Here is a 20,209-nt window from a genome sequence, read left to right on the forward strand (position 1 = left end):
GGGGAGGGTGGGCCGGCTTGGGCTGTGGCCGGTGCGCCGACCGGGAGCAGGAGGGCGATGGCGGCAATCGCCGTTTCCAGGGCCATGGGGTGGTCCTAACTGACATCGCTATGCCCTGATCCGAGCTGAATGGACGATGTGATGGTCGGCAAGATGAAACGCTTGCTCGTGGTGGTAGCGGCCTTTGCAACGGTTACGGTCACGACGCCGATGGCGCAGTTGGTCGCCGCTTCCGCCGCATCCGTTCAGCCGCAGCCCGCAGCCCGCAGCCCGCAGCCCGCAGCCGCAGCCGCAGCCGCAACCGCGGGCTGCGTCGGGGCCGTGTACCGCGCAGACCTCAGGCTTCAACCAATGTCTGGTCTACCGGAACAGTAGTTCCACGCAGACGTTCACGCCGCCGTCCGGGGCGACCGATGTCCGTTTCCACCTGTGGGGCGGCGGCGGTGGTAATGCGGATACCACGACGGGAATCGGCGGCGGCGGTGGCTACACCGGCCGGGTTGGCGGTCACCAAGAACGCGGTGCCTCCGGCCAACGGCAAACCGGTGACGGTGTCCAACCCGTTCGATTACGTCATCACGGTGACCAACCACGGCCCCAGCGCGTCCCGGAACGTCTTCGTCACCGACCGGCTGCCCAACGCCCTGGTGTTCGCCGGCTCCTCGACCGGCTGCCGGGCCAAGGGCCAGACCGTCACCTGTCCGGTGCACGATCCGCTGCTGCCCGGCGCGATCGTCACCGAACGGATCTCGGCGAAGCTGTCGCCGTCCTATCGAGGGAACGGCGCAGACATCTTCAACACCGCCACAGCCCACTCGGACACCCCGAACCCGCTGCCCGCCAGCAACCCGGCGGGAACCGGCGGCCTGAACGGGATCAAGGTCGCGACCAAGGCGGTGCTGCCGAAGACCGGCGCGGATGACCTGCCGTCCGAACTCCGCTGGGCAGCGGCACTGATCGGTCTCGGTGTCCTGGGCGTCGGTACCACCCGAAGGCGCCGGCGGGTGTGGATCCGCTGAGCCGGTGGGGGCCCATGCCAGCATGGGCCCCATCAGGATCCAGTAGCGCCCGGTAGGCCGGACGGCTGAAGCGGGATCGGACCACTGATGTCGATGACAGGCAATTGACTGTCCGCCTGTTAGATCTATGTCACATGCGGTCACATGATGGCGTGAAGCGTTCGGTCAGGGTGCCGGGCCTGCTGGCTCTGGCTGCGGTTGTCGTGCCGTTGGCGGCGGCTCCGGGCTGGGCGGCGGGACGTTCCGCCGCCGTGCACGGCGCCGCGCTGCGGTCGGCCGACATTGCGTGGCATCCCGCTGCGGCCCGGAAGTTGCTGTGCGACCCCGCACGGGCGGCGGAGAAGAGTCCGCAGGCCAATGTGCGCTTGTTCCCCGGCGTCACGGTCAAGGTGGCCGGAGGGCAGCGTCGGCCGGGCCCCTCCGGGGCTCTGGACTGGGCGGCACAAGTCACCGGGGACCCGGACGGGACCGCCGACTTCCACTTCGACGCATTGTGCGTGGGCTCGGGCGCCATGACGGACGCCGACCTGGCCTCGGCCCGGGTGACCGCGGCGATCTCCACCGGCGGCCACACCTACACGCTGACCTCGACTTCGCCCGGCATGGCGCGGGTGGCCGAGGTCGACCCGGCGGTGAGCGAGGGCACGCCGGGAGACCCCGACGATGTGGCCGCGCCGGCGGACGATCCGGCGACCCCGACGGCCACACCTGGCTCGGCGAGAACAGCGCGAGCGAAGGGCACCCCGACGAAATCGGGGACGGCGCGGGATCGCGATGACGATTCCCTCGACTGCCACGGCGCGGCGGACGTCAGCACCATCGACATGGCGATCTTCTACACTCCGGAGGCCGCGGACAAGGCCGGCGGCGAGGAGAAGGTCAAGGACCAGGCGCGACTCGGCGTGGACCTGACGAACCGGGGCTTCGTCGACAGCAATCTGCCGGTGCGGGTCCGACTGGTGTACACCGGTCCGGCCGCCGCCGAGCCGGGACTGCCGCCGGTGGAGAAGGCCGACCTCGGGGCGTACCGGCAGTGGGCGCTGGACAACGACCTGTGGAAGAAGTACTCGGTCGACAGCATCGCGGTGTTCCAGAGCATCGGAGTCGGCGTCGGGTACTTCGTGCAGAACCCGCGGCCGTCTGACGCCAAGCGCATGTTCCTGCTGATGAACCCCGCATACGTCCCCAACTTCACGCTCGGGCACGAACTCGGCCACAACCTGGGCCTGACCCACGACTGGGTGGCCGACCCGGATGCGACGGACTACCCGTACGCCCACGGCTGGATCGCGCCGAGCAAGAAGTGGCGCACGATCATGGCCTATGACAGCGGCTGCAACGGCTGTGCACGGATCAACCGCTACTCCGACGCCGAGGCGACCTATCAAGGTGAGCCCCTGGGCGCCCCTGACTCCGCGGCTCAGCCCTCCGACTCGGTACGTATGATCCGCAAGAACGCCCCGGCCTTGGCGGCGAGGGAGCCGGAGAAGACCCCGGCGGTCTACTGCCGCCTGGCGGTGACCTCCATGCCGACCGCGGGCGGTACCGCGACGGCCGACGTACCCGGACCGTACACCAGGGGCAACCTGGTCAGCGCGACCGCCGCCCCTAGCCCGAACTATCGGCTGACCGGCTGGTCCCTCAACGGCAGTCCCCTGACCTCGGCGGGCGAGAACGCCTCGGTGAGCGTCCCGATCGATGCCGACTCCACCTTGCAGGCCCACTATGCGCAGATCAACTGCGCGCTGACCCTGCAGCCCCAGCCGGCTGACGGCGGGACGATCACCGCCGACCGCCCGGGGCCGTATCCGTGCGGCTCCACGGTGACCCTGACCGCCACCCCGGCACCCGGCTGGCAATTCGTCGGCTGGAACAGGACCAACAGCCCGCAGACACGCGATGGCATCCCGGCCACACCGGTCTACTCGGCCACACTCGACCAGGACACGGCCGTCACCGCGAACTTCGCACCCACACCCCCGGCACCGAACCCGCCGGCCCCGCCCACGCCGCCGGTCCCGCACCTGGTGATCCGGCCGGCCTCGCACCTGCGGGCCCTGACATCTGGGCTCCCGCACTCGAAGCGCGAGCTGGCCTTCACCGGCATGCCCGTCCCGCTTGTCGAGACCTCCCTGCTAGCGGGACTGGCCATGGCGATCGGCGGCGTACTGCTGAAGCGGGCGCGCCGCAGAGCCGGCGAGTAGGAGTTCATCAATGCCCTGCGGTCGCCGGCGGCGTCGTCATGGTTGCCGAGAACGGCACTGGCGGCGCCATCCGGCGGCCTCGGGTTCGTGGGCGTGAGTGGCCCCGTTCCGGGCCCCTTGGCTGCGGCACCGGCACCCACGGCGAACGGATCCGGGTCGCTGGCCCTACGGATCCGGCGCGCTGGCCGGTTGCAGTGAGCTCTACCTGAATGCGTATCGGAGACGCATCGGCGGACAGCGCCATCGACCTCGGTAGACCCGCAAAGTCCTGACAGAGAGAACCGGGCGCCCCCTGCTCGACTGGTCCGACGGGAGTCATCAAAGTTCAGCCAGAGTGCGCTCCTGAGCCGGATAGGTGATCTTCAAGGCGTGGGTGCGTGTCATCCCGGATGCCCTGAGGCGCGTGTTGCCGACTGGTTTTCGTCCGTGCTGCGGGGTGCCGGGTGCATGGGACGCCTCGTGCGCATTGCCGGATCGTCCTTGCGGCTGAGCCTCGTCGTGGTGCGGTTTCTACGTGGCGCGCTGGGCCGACAAGGTTCCGTCCGTGGCGACGGACAGCCGCCATAGTCCGCCGGCGCCGTCGCGAAGGGTGATCGTGTTGCTGTACAGGCCGCGACGGCCCAGTACCTGCCAGGCCGGTGGATAGGTCTGGGGATCGATGTCGTCGCGGATTCCGGAGATCAGGCCGATGGCGGTGCCCTCGGGGCAGTTGGTCGCGTCGATGCGCAGCTCGGTGGGGGCGGTGCTGGTGTCGGCGTCGAAGATGACGTCGGTCAGGTGCGGCTGCCGGCAGGACTGGAGATCCAGACACAAGGTGCGGGCGGCGATTTTGCAGTTGACCATCCCGAACTGCGACGGGCCGCCGATCCCGCTGCGGCCGACGGCGATCGCGACGTCGGCACCCTCGAACCAGACCCCGGTCAACCACCAGTCGTTGGCCGGGCCGTCGATGTCGATGTGTCTGCTGGTGGTGTTCGGGTTGTTGTCGGAGACGAACTCGGTGTTGGCGATCGCCAGACCCGCGTTGTAGTCGCTGCCGGTGCCGAGCACGCCCACTCGGTTGGTGGCCAGCTTGCAGGCGGTCACGTAGTTCTGGATGCAGGAGGTGACGATGCCGTATCCGAGGTTGTTGATGTCGCAATCGATGAAGGCTGTACCGCCGGTGTTCTGATCCAGGACCGCGCCCTGCTGGTTCACGAACGCCGGGTAGGTGTCGCTGCTGTGGTTGCCGCGGATGAGGACCTGCTCGAAGGAGCAGCGGAAGCATTGCGAGATGCGGACGGCGGTGGCGTTCGCCCCGGAGGTCAGGTAGATCCCCATCCTGCTGAACCTGACCCGCTGCTTGTTCTGCAGCCAGATCAGCGTGCCGTCGCCGGGGTATTCGATGGTGGACGCGTCGGCGCCGTCGCCGTAGACCTGGGCGCCGTCGGCCAGTTCTGGGAACGCCGTCACGACGTAGTCCCCGGCAGGCACGTAGAGCAGCACCGGTCCGCCGGCCGCCGCCGCGACCGCGGCGGCGAAGGCGTTGGTGTCGTCCGCGCTTCCGTCACCGACCGCTCCGAAGTCCCGCACGTTGCGCACCGCCGAGCCCGTCGTCGCGGGTGCTGCCGGGCTTGCCGCGACAGGCGTGGTGGCAAGCGCCGCGCCGGCGGCGCCGACCCCGGCTGTCCACAGCAGGCCTCTACGGGAAGGAAGGTGCTCGGGCATGGTGAACTCCAGCTCAACGAAGTGGCAGGAACGGCGCATGGGCGGTGTGATTCGGTGCGGCCCACTGTCGCAAAGCTTGTTCATAAAGCGCGCACAGTCGTTGCACATGTAGTTCGAGGTACCCCGCCCACCGACCTCGGCGTCTCGGGCCCTGGGCCACCGGTGGCATGCGTCGTGAACGACTTCGACGGCGCCCGCCGCTACGACCCGGGCTGCCGGAGCATCGCGATTATTCGACCATGCCGGACGATTTATGATGAATTATGGCTTCGCCGGGGCGCGAGTGGGTCGCGGGTGGCCCGGTGACCTCTCGTGGCCTCCTGGTGCTGTTCGCGCTCTGGCTGGCCGCGATCGGGATCATCGGGCTGGCCTGGCCCGCGGTTTCGACGCTCACCTGGGTCCTGGCCCCCTTCTCGGCGGCCGTGGCGCTGGTGGGCGGCGCGGTACTGCACAGATCGGAGTCGCGAGCCCCGTGGTTCGTGCTCGGCGCCGGGATCGCGTGCTGGGCCGCGGAGAACGCCTGGCTGGCGGTCCTGGGGAGAACCACGGTCACCACCTCGCCGCCGCTGGCGTCCCAGGTGCTGTCCAGCGCCGGCTACCTGCTGACTTTGTTCGGGTTGCTCCTATTGGTACGCCGCCATTCGGGGGACGTCCGGGTAGGTCTGGTCGACGGTCTCACCCTGGCCTGCGCGCTGGCCCTGCTCGGCTGGGCGTTCCTGATCGTCCCCTACGTCGACGCCAACGGGTTGACCTGGGCTGAGCGCGCTGTAGCTCTGGGCTATCCGCTGGCCGGCGTGATCCGGGTTCCCCTCCTGGCGCGACTCATCACCGGCGGGAACGTGCTGAACCCGGCCGCCTGGCTGTTGGCCGGGGGTGCCGTGGCCGGTCTCGGCTCGGATCTCGCGCTCATGGCGCGGGTCCTGGACGGACAGCACCCCGACCTGGCGGCGCCGGGGCTCGGCGTCGGGTGGTTCGTCTTCTATCTCGCCTGGGGCGTCGCCGGGCTGCATCCCTCGATGGCCGCGCTCGGGGCGCCGGCGCCGGTGCGGCCGGCCCGGAACCCGTGGCCGCGACTCGCCGTCCTCGGCGGGGCCTGCCTGATCGCACCGGTGGCGCTGCTCGCGTGGGCCGCGTATCACGGCTACGGCGAGCTCGCCGTGCTCGCGGTCTTCGCCGGTACGGTCATCGCGCTTGTGCTGACCCGGCTCGGCCTCATCTTCGCCGACTACCGAAAGGCCGGCCGCCGCGAACGCGTCGTCGGCGCGGCCGGCACGGCGATGGTCTCCGCCGTACGGCAGCTCGACATCCTCGAGGCGATCGAACGAGCCGGACGTGCGTTGTTCGCCCCCGCCGCGGACCGCAGGCTCCTGCTGGCTTCCCGCGTGCCCGAAGCGCAGACGCTCAGCGGCCTGGTGCGAACCGCCGACCTCCCGCCCGAGCTGGCCGCCCTGGCCGGCGGGTACCCGGCGGCGCTGCTCTTTCCGCTCGCCAGCCGGGCAGGCCGCGTCCGCGGCGGCGAACACGGCCGATCCATCCTGATGGCCTCGGGCTCGGTCTACGAACTGACCGAGCTGTATAAGTCCATTGAGACGATCGCGGCGCAGGCGGCGCTCGCCGAGGACCGCGTGGAGCTCATGAACGAGGTACGGCGCAACGCCGGCGAGGTCTATTTCCGAACCCTGATACAGAACGCCGCGGACGGCATCATGATCGTCCCGGACGGAGGCCGGATCCGGTACGCCAGCCCCTCGGCCCTGCGGCTCTTCGCGCCCGAACCGCTCATCGGGCAGACGGTGCGCGAACTGGTCGGGGACGAGAACGCCGACCGGACCCGCGATCTGGTGGCGGCCGGGTGTGCGGGCCGGATCGACTGGGTCCTGCGTCGTTCCGGCAGTCGCCGGGACGTTCACGTCACCGCCGACGACCTGCGCCGGGATCCGACCGTCGGAGCCGTCGTCCTGACCCTGCGGGATGTCACCGAGCAGCGGGAACTGGAGAATCGCCTCACCGAGCAGGCCCTGCACGACCCGCTGACCAGCCTGCCCAACCGGCGCTACTTCCAACAGCGGTTGCAGGAGGCCTTCGCCGCGGCGTCCGAAACCGAGCCGCTCTACCTGATCCTGCTTGACATGGATGACTTCAAGGAAGTCAACGACACCAAGGGGCACAGCGTCGGCGATCAGCTCCTGTCGGCCGCCGGTCGCCGTCTGTCCGCGGCGCTGCGGCCCGCGGACACGGTGGCGCGCATCGGCGGCGATGAGTTCGCAGTCGTGCTTGAGCGCGTACCGGGGACAGCCGCGGCGCAGGACCTGGCCGGGCGGGTCATCGCGGCGTTCGCGCAGCCCTTCGCCCTTGACGGCCAACAGGTCGCGGCCGCCGTGAGCGTCGGGTTGGCCGGCAGTCCTCAGTGCTCCAGTGCCGAGGAGCTGCTACGGAACGCAGACTTGGCGCTGTACGCGGCGAAGCGGGGCGGCAAACACGGTTGGCGGCAGTACGAGAACGAGCTGCACGAGGAGATCGTCCGGCGCGCGGCGGTGCGCGCGAGCCTGGACCGCGCCATCGCCGAGCACGACATCCGGCTGGACTACCAACCGGTGGTCGAGCTCGACGGCGGTCGGGTGGTCGGTTTCGAGGCCTTGGTCCGCTGGCCGCACCCGGAGCACGGGCTGTTGCTGCCGGACCGGTTCATCCCGCTGGCCGAGGAGACGGGCCAGATCGTACCGCTCGGGCGGTGGATCCTGCGTCAGGCACTCCAGGAGGCGGCGGGCTGGTCCGCGCGCTCGGGGGACGACATATGGGTCGCCGTCAACGTCTCCGCGCAGCAATTCGCAGACCGCGGCTTCGCGGACGTGGTCGCCACGGCACTGCACGCTTTCGACATCGAGCCGGCTCTGGTGGTCCTCGAACTCACCGAGTCCTCGCTGCTGCCGTATGAGGGCGACAAGGCGCGGAAGATCCTGGGCGGACTGAAGGATCTGGGTGTGCGCATAGCCTTGGACGACTTCGGGACCGGCTTCTCCTCGCTGAGTCATCTCAGTGAACTGCCGGTCGACATCCTGAAGATCGACAAGTCCTTCGTGGCCCGCATCACTGAGTCCCCGGACGGACTGGCGTTGGTCGAAGGCATCGTCCGCATCGCTGAGGCACTGCGCATCTCGGTTGTCGCCGAGGGGATCGAAGCTCGGGATCAGTGGGCGGCGCTGAAGGGCATCGGGTGCGATTTCGGCCAGGGATTCCTGTTCGGCCGGCCGATGAACGCCGACAGCGTTCATGAACTGCTGGGATCAGTACTTTGAGGCGGTGTCCGGAATCGGAAGAGCGTCCGGGGTGAGGTGATGGTCCTTCTCGACGTGGGTCAGGGCGTCCCGGGCCGTGCCGAGGAGGTTGTCGGTCTCGCGGTCCAGCCAGGCTTCGGCCGCGTCCCGGTCGGCTGGTTCCGGGCTGTGAGCCAGGGGATCGGGATCGGGATCGTATCGGGATCGAAGGTCGAGGCTGCGGCGGCAGCGAACGCCCGATCAGGTAGTGGGACAGTGATGACCTGTCCCACATACTGGCGGATCGGTTGCCCGCTCCGGCGACGATGATCAAGACTCTCATACGTACCGCGGCGCGGGACGACGACATGCCGCCGGTGCCGGCGTTCCACCTCCGACCTGACAGCGTCGGGGCCATCGTCGAGCACACCGCCGGCCGTGCGCTGGACCTGCTCGGCATCGACGTTCCCGACCTTCCCCGCTGGGGCGAGTGAAATGGAAGACGACAGGACCATGACGCACTTGAAGAGCCTGCGAGAGTTCATCGCCGCACTGGACGAGATCGGCGACGTGCAGAGGATCGACGCCGAGGTCGACTGGAACCTCGAAGCCGGAGCGGTCATCCGGCGTTCCTACGACCTCCTGGCCCCGGCGCCGCTGTTCACCAACCTGACCGGATATCAGGGCACGGGGTTCCGCCTGTTCGGCGCGCCCGGGGCGCTGAGCTCCGGCGAGCACCGGTTCGCGCGGATCGCCCTGGCCGTCGGGCTGCCCGCGGAGGCGACCGGCCAGGAGATCGTGGAGGCCCTGGCGGCGGCGCGCGCCAAGCCCGGCATCCCGCCGGTGGTCGTGGACGCGGCCTCGGCGCCGTGCAAGCAGAACATCGTGGTCGGTGACGACATCGACCTGTTCGCCTTCCCCACGCCGCTGATCCACGGCAACGACGGCGGCCGGTACCTCCAGACTTACGGGATGAATATCGTCCGCACGCCGGACGGGTCCTGGACGAACTGGTCGATCAACCGGATGATGATCGCCGGCCGGGACACGCTCGCCTGTCTGATCCCCGCGCCGCAGCACCTCGGTGTCATCCGCGCCCTGTGGGCCGCCGAGGGCAAGCCGATGCCGATCGCGCTGGCGATCGGTGTGGAGCCGGGCCTGCCGTTCGTCGGCGGCATGCCGATCCCGCAGGGCGAGGACGAAAGCCACTACCTGGGGGCCCTGTTCGGCGAGGGGATCGAGCTCGTACCGGCGCAGACCGTGGACCTGCTGGTCCCGGCGACCGCCGAAATGGTCGTCGAGGGTTACATCTCCCTGGACGAGACCGTCATGGAGGGTCCGTTCAACGAGTTCCCCGGCTACATCGCCACCGACGCCTCGCCGAAGGCGCTGTTCCGGGTCACGGCCGTGACCTACCGGGACGACGCGATCCAGCCGGTGGTGGCCGCCGGCCCGCCGGTCGAGGAGGACCACACGATCATCGGCACGACCAGCGCGGCGGAGATCCTGTACCTGCTGCGCGAGGCGGATCTGCCGATCGCCTCCTGCTGGTACAACTTCGAGGCCGCGGTGCACTGGCTGACGATCGCGGTACGCGGCGACTGGCACGAGACCTCGAAGCTGTCCTCGGCCGAACTGATCGACCGGATCGCGGACGTCATCTTCGCCGGCAAGCCGTCGGTGAACGCCCCGAAGATCCTGGTCGTCGAGGACGACGTCGACATCACGGACCTGAGCCAGGTGGTCTGGGCCTTCGCGACCCGCTCCCACCCCGAGCGCGGCGAGTTCCACTTCCCGCACAAGGTGAGCATGCAGTTGGCGGTGTACCTCTCGGAAGAGGAACAACACACCTTCATGGCCGGCAAGGTGATCTATAACTGCCTACTCGCCGACCTCTTCCCGGCGGGCGCGCGGCCGGTGAAGGGCAGCTTCGAGAACGGCTGGCCGGCGGAGATCCAGGAGCGGGTGCTCACGAATTGGGAGGGGTACGGCTATAAGTGAGCCGAATCCGCACCACAGGAGTGGATCGAATCCAGGCACGAGGGGATTCGACCTTGATGACGGCAGCTTGCTCGACCTCAGCTCGGCCTGGGCGGGGAAGCTGAGGAGGACTCCTTTTCCGGTGTGGATGTAGTGGATCTAAGGGTGCCGGCTACTCGACCACGGGCAGCCGGCACGCTCACACAAAATCGAGATCAGACTTCGTCTGTGTCCATCGGCTCTGTCAGCCGACGCGTCCGCCGACGACGCTGACGATCGAGGCGAACGGCGAGTCGCCTACCGCGGACCTCCCACCGAAGATCTCGACGGTGGTCAGCTGTGACCGCCATCCGCTGAGCACGGCCTTGGCCGGGGCCGACAGCGACGCCGGGTCGGTGAGCAGCAACGCGCCGCCGGTGTTGGCGATGAAGGCGCCGCCGGTGAGCGCGTCCGGGAACACGGTTCCGGACGCGACGCCGATCGCGGCCGGGGCGTGTCCGAGGACCTGCGCGATTCGGGTGGCCACGTCGGCGCCGGTGAGGTAGCGGTCGGCACCGGCCAACGTCGTGTTGACGGTCTTGCCGGTGGTGTTCAGCGTCGCGACGGCCTTCTGCGCCTGCCCGCCGACCGGGTCGATCCCCGAGTGCTGGGCGATGAACGCGGAGGTGGCGGCGTCCAGGACGCCATCGTCCGACAGCACGAGCGGGGCGTTCTCAGCCGCGCCCAACGGCCCGGCCGACAGCGCGTCGGGGAAGTTGTGGCCGGTCGCGACGATGACATGGCTCGTGGGTCCGAATGCGCGGGCGATTTGGAGCGCCGTGTCGTATCGGCTGTCGCCGCCGTACCGGATGACGGTGTAGCCGGCGGCACGCAGTTCGCTTTCGATCGTTGGCGACACGGCGTTCTTACCGCCGAGGATGTAGATCTTCTTGTGGGTCTGCGGACCGCCGAGCACTCGGTCGATCTCGCCGCGCGTCGCGGTGTCGAGCGCTGCCGGGTTCGTGAGCAGCAACGGCCCGTGGACATGCGCGGCGAACGGAACGCCCGCCAGCGCGTCCGGCGCCGCGTCGCCGCGCGCCAAGACCACGGCATTCGCCTGGCCCGCCTGCCACTGCGCGCCCGAGACCAGCCGACTGGTGTCGTAGCGGGTGTCCCCGCCGATGCGGTGGACGGTGGGCTGGCCGGAGACCGGGGTCGGGGTCGGGGTCGGAGTGGGCGTGGGAGTCGGCGTGGGAGTCGGCTGGAGTGCGATCCACGAGACGTCGCTGACCGGGACACCGGCGGGGGTGTTGATGGCGGTGTCCGGACCCGTCCCGGTCATGTCGTGGACGTAGTAGCCGTTCTGCGGATATAGCAGTTCGGCGCTGTCCGGCGACCATGCGGGGGCTGTCGGGTTGGACGTGTAGGAGGCGATGGTCTGTAGCCCTGTGCCGTCGATGTTGTAGACGTCGAGTGCTTGCTTCCCGTTCCTGGATTCGATCAGCGCGATCCGCTTCCCGTCCGGGGACAGTGTGAACGGTAGGAATCCTTCCAGCTTCGTGGGCAAGGTGGAGCTGGTCTTGGTCTTCGGATCGAAGATGATGGCGTCGTTGCCGCTGCCGTCGCTGTAGGCGAGGCGACCGTCCGCCAGGACCTCGGGCTCGACCTGTTCGAAGCTCGGCGCCAGGCCGGGGACCTGCTGCAGGCCCGTACCGTCCAGCGCGACTTGCCAGATCTGGATCGTCTCGTTGTCGGCGTCGGGCTGGAACCCCAGATACAGGGTGCTGTCATCGGCGGACCACGCCACCTGGTCGATGCTGTGCCACTGGTCGGGGGACTTCGCGACGACGACATGGCTGTCGCTGCCGTCGGCGTTGGCGACGAACACCGCGAAGTCGCTGGTGGCTGTGTTCGTACCGATGAACGCGACGTGCTCACCGTCGTGAGAGAAGACGGGCGAGCGCGGGTCCGACGGCACCGCCCCGGAGAGCTTGATCGGGGCGTAGCCGGTGCCTGTGTCGTCCATGGTCGCCAGGGACCACGGGAGGCTGCCGTTCGTCGTGGTCTGGAAGGCCAGCCGGCCGTGTACCGGTCCGGACGCGGGCGTCGCCGCGGCGTTCGCCGATGCTGCGGAACCCAGGCCCGCCGTCCCGATGAGTGCGGACAGGGCAACCGTCGTGACACGGCTGGATCGCTTCATTGTTCGTCCCCCAGGATGCTTTGTCAGTAGCGGATCGCATCTTCGCATTGGCTGGGCTTCTCAGAGATCATCAAGTCTGCGCATTCGGGCGTACGTTCGAAATGGCTGGACTGGTCGGCCGGCTGCGATTCTGCGAAGGAGCGGGAGCGTGGCTCCGCTAGCGGCGTTCAGCCGACTAGTTTGCCCCGTTTCGGCGGGGACGTTGCGCTGCGGTACCGCGCGGGCGCGTAGCCTTCTCTTGATCCGTCCGCACTTGATCTATCCGCAGCGTCCAGGGAATCCCATTGAACTTCTGGTCTATCTACCAGCACGGGTTTGCGCGTGTGGCCGCGTGTACGGGGCACACGGTTGTTGCTGATCCGCTTGCCAATGTCGAGGCTGTTGTGCGTTTGGCTCGGCGTTGTGCCGATGACGGGGTCGCGGTGGCGGTGTTTCCTGAGTTGTGCCTGTCTGGGTACTCGATTGAGGACCTGTTGTTGCAGGATGTGGTGCTTGATGAGGTTGAGGCGGCTGTGGGGGAGGTTGTGGCGGCGTCGGTGGGGTTGATGACAGTGCTGGTGGTGGGGGCTCCGTTGCGGTATCGGCATCGGATCTATAACTGCGCGGTGGTGGTGCATCGGGGGCGGGTGCTCGGGGTGGTGCCCAAGTCGTATCCGCCGAACTATCGGGAGTTTTATGAGCGGCGGCAGATTGCTTCGGGTGAGGATGAGCGTGGGGGGATGATCCAGGTCGGGGGGCAGAGTGTGCCGTTCGGGGTGGATCTGCTGTTCGAGGCTGGGGACGTGCCGGGGTTGGTGCTGCACGCGGAGATCTGCGAGGACATGTGGGTGCCGGTGCCGCCGAGTGCGGAGGCGGCGTTGGCTGGGGCTACGGTGCTGGTCAATCTGTCGGGTAGTCCGATCACCGTGGGGCGGGCTGAGGATCGGAAGCTGCTGTGCCGGTCGGCGTCGGCGCGGTGCCTGGCCGCGTACGTTTATGCGGCGGCCGGGCTTGGTGAGTCGAGCACGGACTTGTCGTGGGATGGCCAGACCATGATCTACGAGAACGGTGCGCTGCTGGCTGAGTCCGAGCGGTTCCCGCTGGGGGACAGCGTGGCCGTCGCGGATGTGGATCTGGATCTGCTGCGGCAGGAGCGGGCTCGGATGGGTACGTTCGATGAGAATCGTCGGGCGCATGGTGACGCGACCAAGGAGTTCCGGCGGGTCCCGTTCCTGCTTGAGCCGCCGGATGCGGATCTGGGGCTGCGGCGGGCGGTTGAGCGGTTCCCGTTCGTGCCGGCGGATTCGGACCGGCTGGCCCTGGACTGTTACGAGGCCTACAACATTCAAGTCAGTGCCTTGCAACAGCGGCTCGGGGCGATCGGGAATCCCAAGGTGGTGATCGGTGTCTCGGGCGGGCTGGACTCGACCCACGCGCTGATCGTCGCGGCCCAGGCGATGGACCGTGCGGGCCGGCCGCGTACCGACATCCTGGCTTTCACCATGCCCGGTTTCGCCACCGGCGAGCACACCAAGGGCAATGCCCACAAGTTGATGGACTCGCTCGGAGTTACGGCCGCTGAGCTGGACATCACCTCGACCGCGCGGCTGATGTTGCAGGAGATGGGCCATCCGTTCGCCTCGGGTGAGCCGGTGTACGACGTCACTTTCGAGAACGTCCAGGCCGGTCTGCGCACCGACTATCTGTTCCGGCTGGCCAACCAGCGCGGGGGCATCGTGCTGGGCACCGGGGACCTGTCGGAGCTGGCGCTGGGCTGGTGCACCTACGGGGTCGGCGACCAGATGAGCCACTACAACGTGAACTCCGGCGTCCCCAAAACCCTGATTCAGCACCTGATCCGCTGGGTGGTCGGCACCGGTCAGTTTGACGAGCAGGCCAACGAGACGCTGCTGGCGATCCTCGACACCGAGATCAGCCCGGAGCTGGTGCCGGGCGAGGAGTTGCAGTCCACCGAGGACAAGATCGGCCCCTACGCGCTCCACGACTTCACCCTCTTCCACGTCCTGCGGTACGGCTTCCGCCCCTCGAAGATCGCCTTCCTGGCCTGGCACGCCTGGCACGACCCGGAGGCCGGCGCCTGGCCGCCGAACTTCCCGGAGGCCAAGCGGGTGGCGTACGACCTGGACCAGATCCGGCACTGGCTTGAGGTGTTCTGCCGCCGCTTCTTCGCCTTCGCGCAGTTCAAGCGCTCGGCCATGCCGAACGGGCCGAAGGTCCTGGCCGGCGGAGCCCTGTCCCCGCGCGGCGACTGGCGGGCGCCGTCGGACGGTACGGCGGACGCGTGGCTGCGGGACTTGGCACGGCTGGACGTTCTCGACCAGGCCGGAGGACGGGGAGAACGGTAGCGAGGCGAGCTGGGAGAGTCAGGCGAGCGAGGAGAACTGGGAGAGCCAGGCGGGCCAGGCACTCAGCTGCGGGTCGCCGCGACATGCTGAGAAGGGCTAGTCCACCTGTGCGCCAAGCGCCGCCGTCGCCCGCGAGATCGCCCGGGCGACGGCGACGACGGCCGGGCTCAGGGCTGCCGGGTCGACGTTCTCCGATCGGGTGACGACGGACAGGGCGGCGATCGTCGTGCGGTGGCCGTCGAGGATCGGTGCCGCGATGGAGGTCATCGGATCCGGCCTCAGGCGTGAGACCACTGCGAAACCGTCGCGCCGGACCGCGGCCAGGAGCGTGCGGAGCTCGGTGTTCGGGCCGACGATCTCGTCCTGGGCCGGGCGGGGTGCGTGGGCGAGCAACGCCACGCCGACGCCGGTGGAGGGCAGCGGCATCCGGCCGCCGACGCGGTACGCCACCCGGCCGGCTCCGCGCGCCGAGAGCCGTTCGATGAGTACGGCCTCGTGGCCGTCGCGCACCGCGAGCAGGACGTGCTGACCGGTCGCGTGGTGCAGGTCCTCCAGGTAGGGGAGCGCCGTGGCGCGGAGGCCGTGGCCGCGCGGTGCGAGCGAGGCGATTCCCAGCAGCCGTAGGCCGATGACGTACTCGCCGCTGTCCGTCCGCTCCAGTGCGCCGTGCTCAACCAGTTTGCGGGCCAGGCGCAGCGTCGTGGCCTTCGGCAGCTGGGACTGGTCGCTGAGCGCCGCCAGGGAGAGCGATCGGTTCGCCGGGCCGAAGCATTCGAGCAGGCGGAAGGCGCGGTCCAGGACCGGTTCGCCCTGCGGCGGTCGACGCCCGCGGGCGCGCGGCGTGTCGTCCGCCATGTGCCACTCCTTCGTTTCATTCAATGAAATCATTACTGTGCCGCTGCCGCACTCCGATCGACGATGCATCGCGTGAACGCAACTGTTCTGAACTCCGCCGAGCACACCCCCGTGCTCGTCGTCGGTGCCGGCCCGGCCGGCCTGGCCGCGGCTGCGGAACTCGGGTTGCACGGCGTCGCCTGCGTCGTCGTCGAACCCCGCACCGAGGTCTCCCACCTCCGGCCGCGGGCCAAGACGACCAACATCCGCACGATGGAGCACCTGCGCCGCTGGGGCGTCGCCGACTCGCTGCGCGCAGCCGCCCCGCTGCCGGTCGCCTGGTCGCAGCGCGTGACGTTCTGCGAGTCGCTCTCCGGGCGCCGCATCACCGACTTCGACAACGCCTTCGGCCTCACCGTCGAACGTGACGACCGCTATGCCGAGGCGGGCCAGCAGGTTCCGCAGCCGGTCGTGGAGGAGGTGCTGCGCCACCACGTCCGTGGGCTACCCGGCGTCGATCTCAGGCTCGGGCACGCGGCGACGGACCTGGTTCAGGACGAGGAAGGCGTCACGGTCACGATCCGCGACGACGCCGGGATCAGCTATCTGATTCGCGCCCGCTACGTGCTCGGCTGTGACGGCGCGAGCGGCGTGGTACGCGAGCAGGTCGGCGTGCGGTACGCCGGCCGGTCTGACCTGCGCCCCAACTTCAACGTGGTGTTCCGCGCGCCCGAGCTGGACAGTCCGCTCGGTCCGGCCGTCCAGTACTGGGTGGTCGGCGAGCGGAGCGCCGGGGTGCTGGGACGGCTCGACCTGCACGGTACTTGGTGGGCGATCCTGCCGGGGGTCGAGGCGGACTACGGAGTCCGGCACGCGGAGGAGCTGATCGCCGGGCTCGTCGGACATCGCGTCGAGCACGAGCTGGTCGCGACCGACACGTGGACGGCCCGGATGCTGGTCGCGGAACGCTTCCGTGAGCGCCGGGTCTTCCTTGTCGGCGAGAGTGCGCACCTGAATCCGCCGTGGGGCGGGCACGGTTTCAACACCTGCGTCGGTGACGCGGTCAACATCGGTTGGAAGATCGCAGCGGTCGAACACGGCTGGGCGCCCACGCGGATTCTGGACAGCTACGAGGCCGAGCGGCGCGGTGTCGTGGAACAGACGGTGCGCAGCGCTGAGAGCAACCTGGCCGCACTCGCCAACGCGCTTCCGAAGGACGCGGAGGCGATCCAGACGGCGAAGCACGCCGAGTTCCACAGCCTCGGACTCGTCCTCGGCTACAGCTACGCCGGATCGCCGATCGTTCAGCCGGCAGGCCTGCGTCCGCGTGCCAGCGATGGCGAGGAGACGGGCTACACGCCGACGACGGAGCCGGGGGCACGGCTGCCGCATCGCTGGCTGCCCGACGGCTCATCGCTCTACGATCGGCTAGGCGCGGGCTTCACGCTCGTCGGCCCGATCCGGGCGGATCGGGCGGGCGTCGCAGTGCTCGTAGAGCGTGCCGAGCAGCTCGGCGTTCCGTTGACGCTGTTCGAGCCACCGCCCGGTGATGTTCGGCGCGAGGAGTTTCTGTTGGTGCGGCCCGACCAGCACATCGCGTGGCGCGCGGATGCCGTTGCGGGCATCGATCTCGACCTGGCTGTCGGAAGCGCTCTGCGCGGACGCGGCGTCCCGAAGACAAAGCAGGAGGCTGATGCATCATGACAGAGCAACCGCACCGCACCGCGGTGACGAACGTCCGCGTCTTCGACGGCCGGCGCCTGCTGCCTGTCGGTACCGTCGTCTTCGAACAGGGCCGGCTCGTCGCCGACACGACTACCGGGCAGGCCCGGGTCGTCGACGGCGGAGGCGGCGTCCTGCTTCCCGGCCTGATCGACGCGCACGTCCACCTGTACGGCCGCGAGAACCTGGAACAGCTCGCCGCTTTCGGGGTGACCACGGCACTCGATATGGGCAGCGCTCCGCCGGAGTTCGTAGACTCGCTGCGGGGTATCGCAGGCTTCACCGATATCCGCAGCGCCGGGACGCCCGCCATCGCGCCGGGCAGCGGGCACTCCCACATCCCGGTCGTCGGTCAGCGCGGGCTCGTGCACGGCGCTCACGCGGCGGCGGCGTTCGTGGCCGAACGGGTCGCCGAGGGCTCGGACTACATCAAGATCGTCGTCGGCAGCTCCGGGGCGGACCACGACCAGGCCACCCTCGACGCCCTCGTCATCGCAGCCCACGAACACGGCAGGCTCGTGGTCGCGCACGCCTCGCACCAAGCCGCCGTGCAGAAGTCGTTGCTGGCCGGCGCCGATGTGCTCACCCACGTGCCGATGGACCGCCCCGTCGATGCCGCCACCGCGAGCCGGATCGCCGCCGAGGGGCGGATCGTCGTCCCGACCCTGTCGATGATGGAGGGCATCATCGAGCAGTCGGCGCCGCCCGGCGCGCGCTACGAGGTGCCGCGCGACGGTGTCTCAGAGCTCTACCGGGCCGGCGTCCCGATCCTGGCCGGAACCGACGCGAACACCGCGGTCGGTGTCCCGGCGCGGATCAGCCACGGCGAGAGCCTGCACCACGAACTCCAGCTGCTCTTCGATGCCGGGGTGAGCGCCGTGGACGCGCTGCGGGCCGCCACGTCTCTGCCCGCCCGCTACTTCGGCCTTGACGACCGTGGCACCGTCGAACCGGGACGCCGCGCCGACTTGGTGCTGATCGACGGCGACCCGTTGCAAGACATCAAAGCGACCTCGTCCATCAGCCGCGTCTGGTGTGGTGGGGTCGAGTACACGCCCGCGTAACCCTACGGAGAACAACTATGCGCATCGCCACCGTCAACGACCGTGCCAGCCTGATCATCGGCGACGGCGACCGGGCCGTCGACATCCACGCCGCCAGCGACGGGCGGTTCGGGCCGGAGCCCGCCGCCGTGTTCGAGCGCTGGGACGAGTTCCGCAAGTGGGTCGACTCGGCCGAACTGCCCGAGCCCGTGTCGTTCGCCCGCGAAGAGCTCGGATCGCCGTCTCCGGCGCCGCGCCAGGTGTTCGGGATCGGTCTGAACTACAGCGAGCACGCCGCCGAGTCCGGCTTCACGAAGCCGACGACCGCGCCGCCGGTGTTCACGAAGTTCCCCTCGTGCATCACCGGGCCCTACGGCGAGATCGGGCTGCCGGCCGGTGGCCACACCGACTGGGAGGTCGAACTCGTCGTGGTCATCGGGACGAAGGCGCATCGGGTGGCGCGCGCCGACGCCTGGCAGCACGTCGCGGGGCTCAGCGTCGGCCAGGACATCTCCGAGCGCATCAGCCAGATGGCGGCCGTCCCGCCGCAGTTCAGCCTCGGCAAGTCGTTCCCCGGGTTCGGGCCGGTCGGGCCGTGGCTGGTCACCGTCGACGAGTTCGCGAATCCGGACGACCTCGAACTCGGCTGCGCGATCAACGGCGAACAGATGCAGCTGGGCCGGACCAGCAGCCTGATCTTCTCGGTGTCCGAGCTGATCGAACAGCTCTCGGCGGTCGCCCCGCTGCTGCCCGGCGACGTCGTGTTCACCGGCACCCCGGCCGGTGTCGGCCTCGGCCGGGACCCGCAGCGCTGGCTCGCGGCCGGTGACGAGCTTGTCACGCACATCGAGGGCATCGGGGAGATGCGCCATCGCTTCGTCGCCGACCCGGCCTAGCAAGGCGCGAGGCAACCAGGACCCGAGGTAGCCAGGACCAAGGTAGCCAGGACCCGAAGTAAGTCAGTACACGAATGGAGCGGCCATGAGCCTGCACGCATTGCTCTCGGTCACGATGGGGGTGCCGAACGTCGAGGAGACAGCGGCGTACTACGCCGACTTCGGGCTTTCGCCCGAGGCCGACAACTGGTTCAGCACCACCGATGCCGGGCGCCAGTTGCGGATCGTCCACGCACCGACGCGGCGCCTGGTCGAGCTGCGGGTGGGCGTTGATGATCGTGACGACGTCCTGCGTGCCGCCGCGAACCTCAGCCGCCTCGGGACGGCGGATCCGGTGATGACCGAGGCCGGTTTGGCGGCCGTCGAACCCGTGACGGGGGCTCGGGTCCGGCTTGAGACAGCTCCGCGGCTTCAGCAGAATCCCGTGCCGGCCAGCGTCTACAACGGACCCGGACGGATCGAGCGGGCCGGCCGGCGCGCGCCGGGCTTCCTGCGTACCGAGCCGGTGCGGCCCCGCAAGCTCGGCCACGCCGTCCTCGGGACGGTGGACTACCGCGCCACCGCGGACTTCTTCGTGCAAGGCCTGGGGTTCAAGGTCAGCGACCGCATCAAGGATGTCGGCACCTTCATGCGCTGCTCGACCGACCACCACAACGTCCTGGTCCTGTCGGCTCCGGTGAACTTCCTGCACCACACCTCCTGGCAGGTCGATGACGTGGACGACGTCGGGCGGGGCGCGGCCGCGATGCTCGAAGGCCGGCCCGAGCGCCACATCTGGGGCTTGGGGCGGCACTACGGGGGCTCGAACTTCTTCTGGTACCTCAAGGACCCGGCGGGCAACTTCTCCGAGTACTACTCGGATATGGACTGCATCGTCGAGGACCAACTCTGGACGCCCGAGGACCTCGAAGGCGCCCGCGGGCTCTATGCCTGGGGTCCGCCGCCCCCGCCGTCCTTCCTACATCCCGATGACTTGGCCGCGATGATGACCGGCGCGCATTCGGTGCGGTGAGGCGGGGTGCGCTG

Annotated in this window: 13 protein-coding genes; 10 read left to right on the top strand and 3 right to left on the bottom strand. The window is 69.1% G+C overall.

From position 1 onward, the window contains the following. Positions 1-449 precede the first annotated feature (449 nt). Both KGQ19_RS24255 and KGQ19_RS52035 read left to right on the top strand, forming a co-directional pair. The gene (locus KGQ19_RS24255) at positions 450-1,019 is read left to right on the top strand and encodes a DUF11 domain-containing protein (protein WP_212011921.1); all 570 of its coding nucleotides are present in this window, start codon (positions 450-452) and stop codon (positions 1,017-1,019) included. Between the two features lie 152 nt (positions 1,020-1,171). After that, positions 1,172-3,223, top strand: coding sequence for an InlB B-repeat-containing protein (locus tag KGQ19_RS52035; protein WP_212011923.1), 2,052 nt, complete (start codon positions 1,172-1,174; stop codon positions 3,221-3,223). A gap of 510 nt (positions 3,224-3,733) precedes the next feature. On the opposite strand, the gene KGQ19_RS24265 is transcribed toward KGQ19_RS52035, so the two are convergent. Beyond that, positions 3,734-4,930 (bottom strand): glycosyl hydrolase family 28-related protein, encoded by a 1,197-nt coding sequence (locus KGQ19_RS24265; protein ID WP_212011925.1) that lies wholly within the window; start codon positions 4,928-4,930, stop codon positions 3,734-3,736. A gap of 302 nt (positions 4,931-5,232) precedes the next feature. Here KGQ19_RS24265 and KGQ19_RS52040 point away from each other — a divergent pair, with 302 nt between their 5' ends. The 3 genes from KGQ19_RS52040 to KGQ19_RS24280 all read left to right on the top strand — a co-directional run bounded on the left by KGQ19_RS52040 (position 5,233) and on the right by KGQ19_RS24280 (position 10,185). After that, complete coding sequence (locus KGQ19_RS52040) at positions 5,233-8,226, top strand: EAL domain-containing protein (RefSeq protein WP_212011928.1); 2,994 nt, start codon at positions 5,233-5,235, stop codon at positions 8,224-8,226. Positions 8,227-8,510: 284 nt separating this feature from the next. Beyond that, a complete protein-coding gene (locus KGQ19_RS24275; protein WP_212011930.1) occupies positions 8,511-8,678 on the top strand; it encodes a hypothetical protein in 168 nt (55 codons plus the stop codon). A gap of 1 nt (position 8,679) precedes the next feature. Beyond that, a complete protein-coding gene (locus tag KGQ19_RS24280) occupies positions 8,680-10,185 on the top strand; it encodes a UbiD family decarboxylase (RefSeq protein WP_230419326.1) in 1,506 nt (501 codons plus the stop codon). A gap of 223 nt (positions 10,186-10,408) precedes the next feature. Here the strand turns inward: KGQ19_RS24280 and KGQ19_RS51180 are convergent, their stop codons facing one another. Then, positions 10,409-12,343, bottom strand: a complete 1,935-nt coding sequence (locus tag KGQ19_RS51180; RefSeq protein ID WP_212011932.1) for a cell wall-binding repeat-containing protein — start codon at positions 12,341-12,343, stop codon at positions 10,409-10,411. A gap of 284 nt (positions 12,344-12,627) precedes the next feature. On the opposite strand from KGQ19_RS51180, the gene KGQ19_RS24290 reads away from it, so the two are divergent. Further along, entirely contained in the window at positions 12,628-14,688 is a 2,061-nt protein-coding gene (locus tag KGQ19_RS24290) for an NAD(+) synthase (protein WP_212011934.1), read from the top strand. A 96-nt stretch (positions 14,689-14,784) separates the two neighbouring features. On the opposite strand, the gene KGQ19_RS24295 is transcribed toward KGQ19_RS24290, so the two are convergent. After that, on the bottom strand, positions 14,785-15,543 hold the full coding sequence (locus tag KGQ19_RS24295; RefSeq protein WP_212011935.1) for an IclR family transcriptional regulator: 759 nt from the start codon (positions 15,541-15,543) through the stop codon (positions 14,785-14,787). 72 nt (positions 15,544-15,615) lie between these two features. Here KGQ19_RS24295 and KGQ19_RS24300 point away from each other — a divergent pair, with 72 nt between their 5' ends. The 4 genes from KGQ19_RS24300 (at position 15,616) to KGQ19_RS24315 (ending at position 20,195) form a co-directional block, all read left to right on the top strand. Continuing rightward, positions 15,616-17,226 (top strand): FAD-dependent monooxygenase, encoded by a 1,611-nt coding sequence (locus KGQ19_RS24300; RefSeq protein ID WP_212011938.1) that lies wholly within the window; start codon positions 15,616-15,618, stop codon positions 17,224-17,226. Further along, entirely contained in the window at positions 17,223-18,308 is a 1,086-nt protein-coding gene (locus KGQ19_RS24305) for an amidohydrolase family protein (protein ID WP_212011940.1), read from the top strand. The genes KGQ19_RS24300 and KGQ19_RS24305 overlap by 4 nt, the downstream gene beginning before the upstream one ends. 17 nt (positions 18,309-18,325) lie before the next feature. Beyond that, positions 18,326-19,183, top strand: coding sequence for a fumarylacetoacetate hydrolase family protein (locus KGQ19_RS24310; RefSeq protein WP_212011942.1), 858 nt, complete (start codon positions 18,326-18,328; stop codon positions 19,181-19,183). Positions 19,184-19,268: 85 nt separating this feature from the next. Continuing rightward, the gene (locus KGQ19_RS24315; protein ID WP_212011944.1) at positions 19,269-20,195 is read left to right on the top strand and encodes a VOC family protein; all 927 of its coding nucleotides are present in this window, start codon (positions 19,269-19,271) and stop codon (positions 20,193-20,195) included. Positions 20,196-20,209 lie beyond the last annotated feature (14 nt).

Origin of the sequence: Catenulispora pinistramenti, assembly GCF_018274385.1 — a bacterium.
Classification (GTDB): domain Bacteria; phylum Actinomycetota; class Actinomycetes; order Streptomycetales; family Catenulisporaceae; genus Catenulispora; species Catenulispora pinistramenti.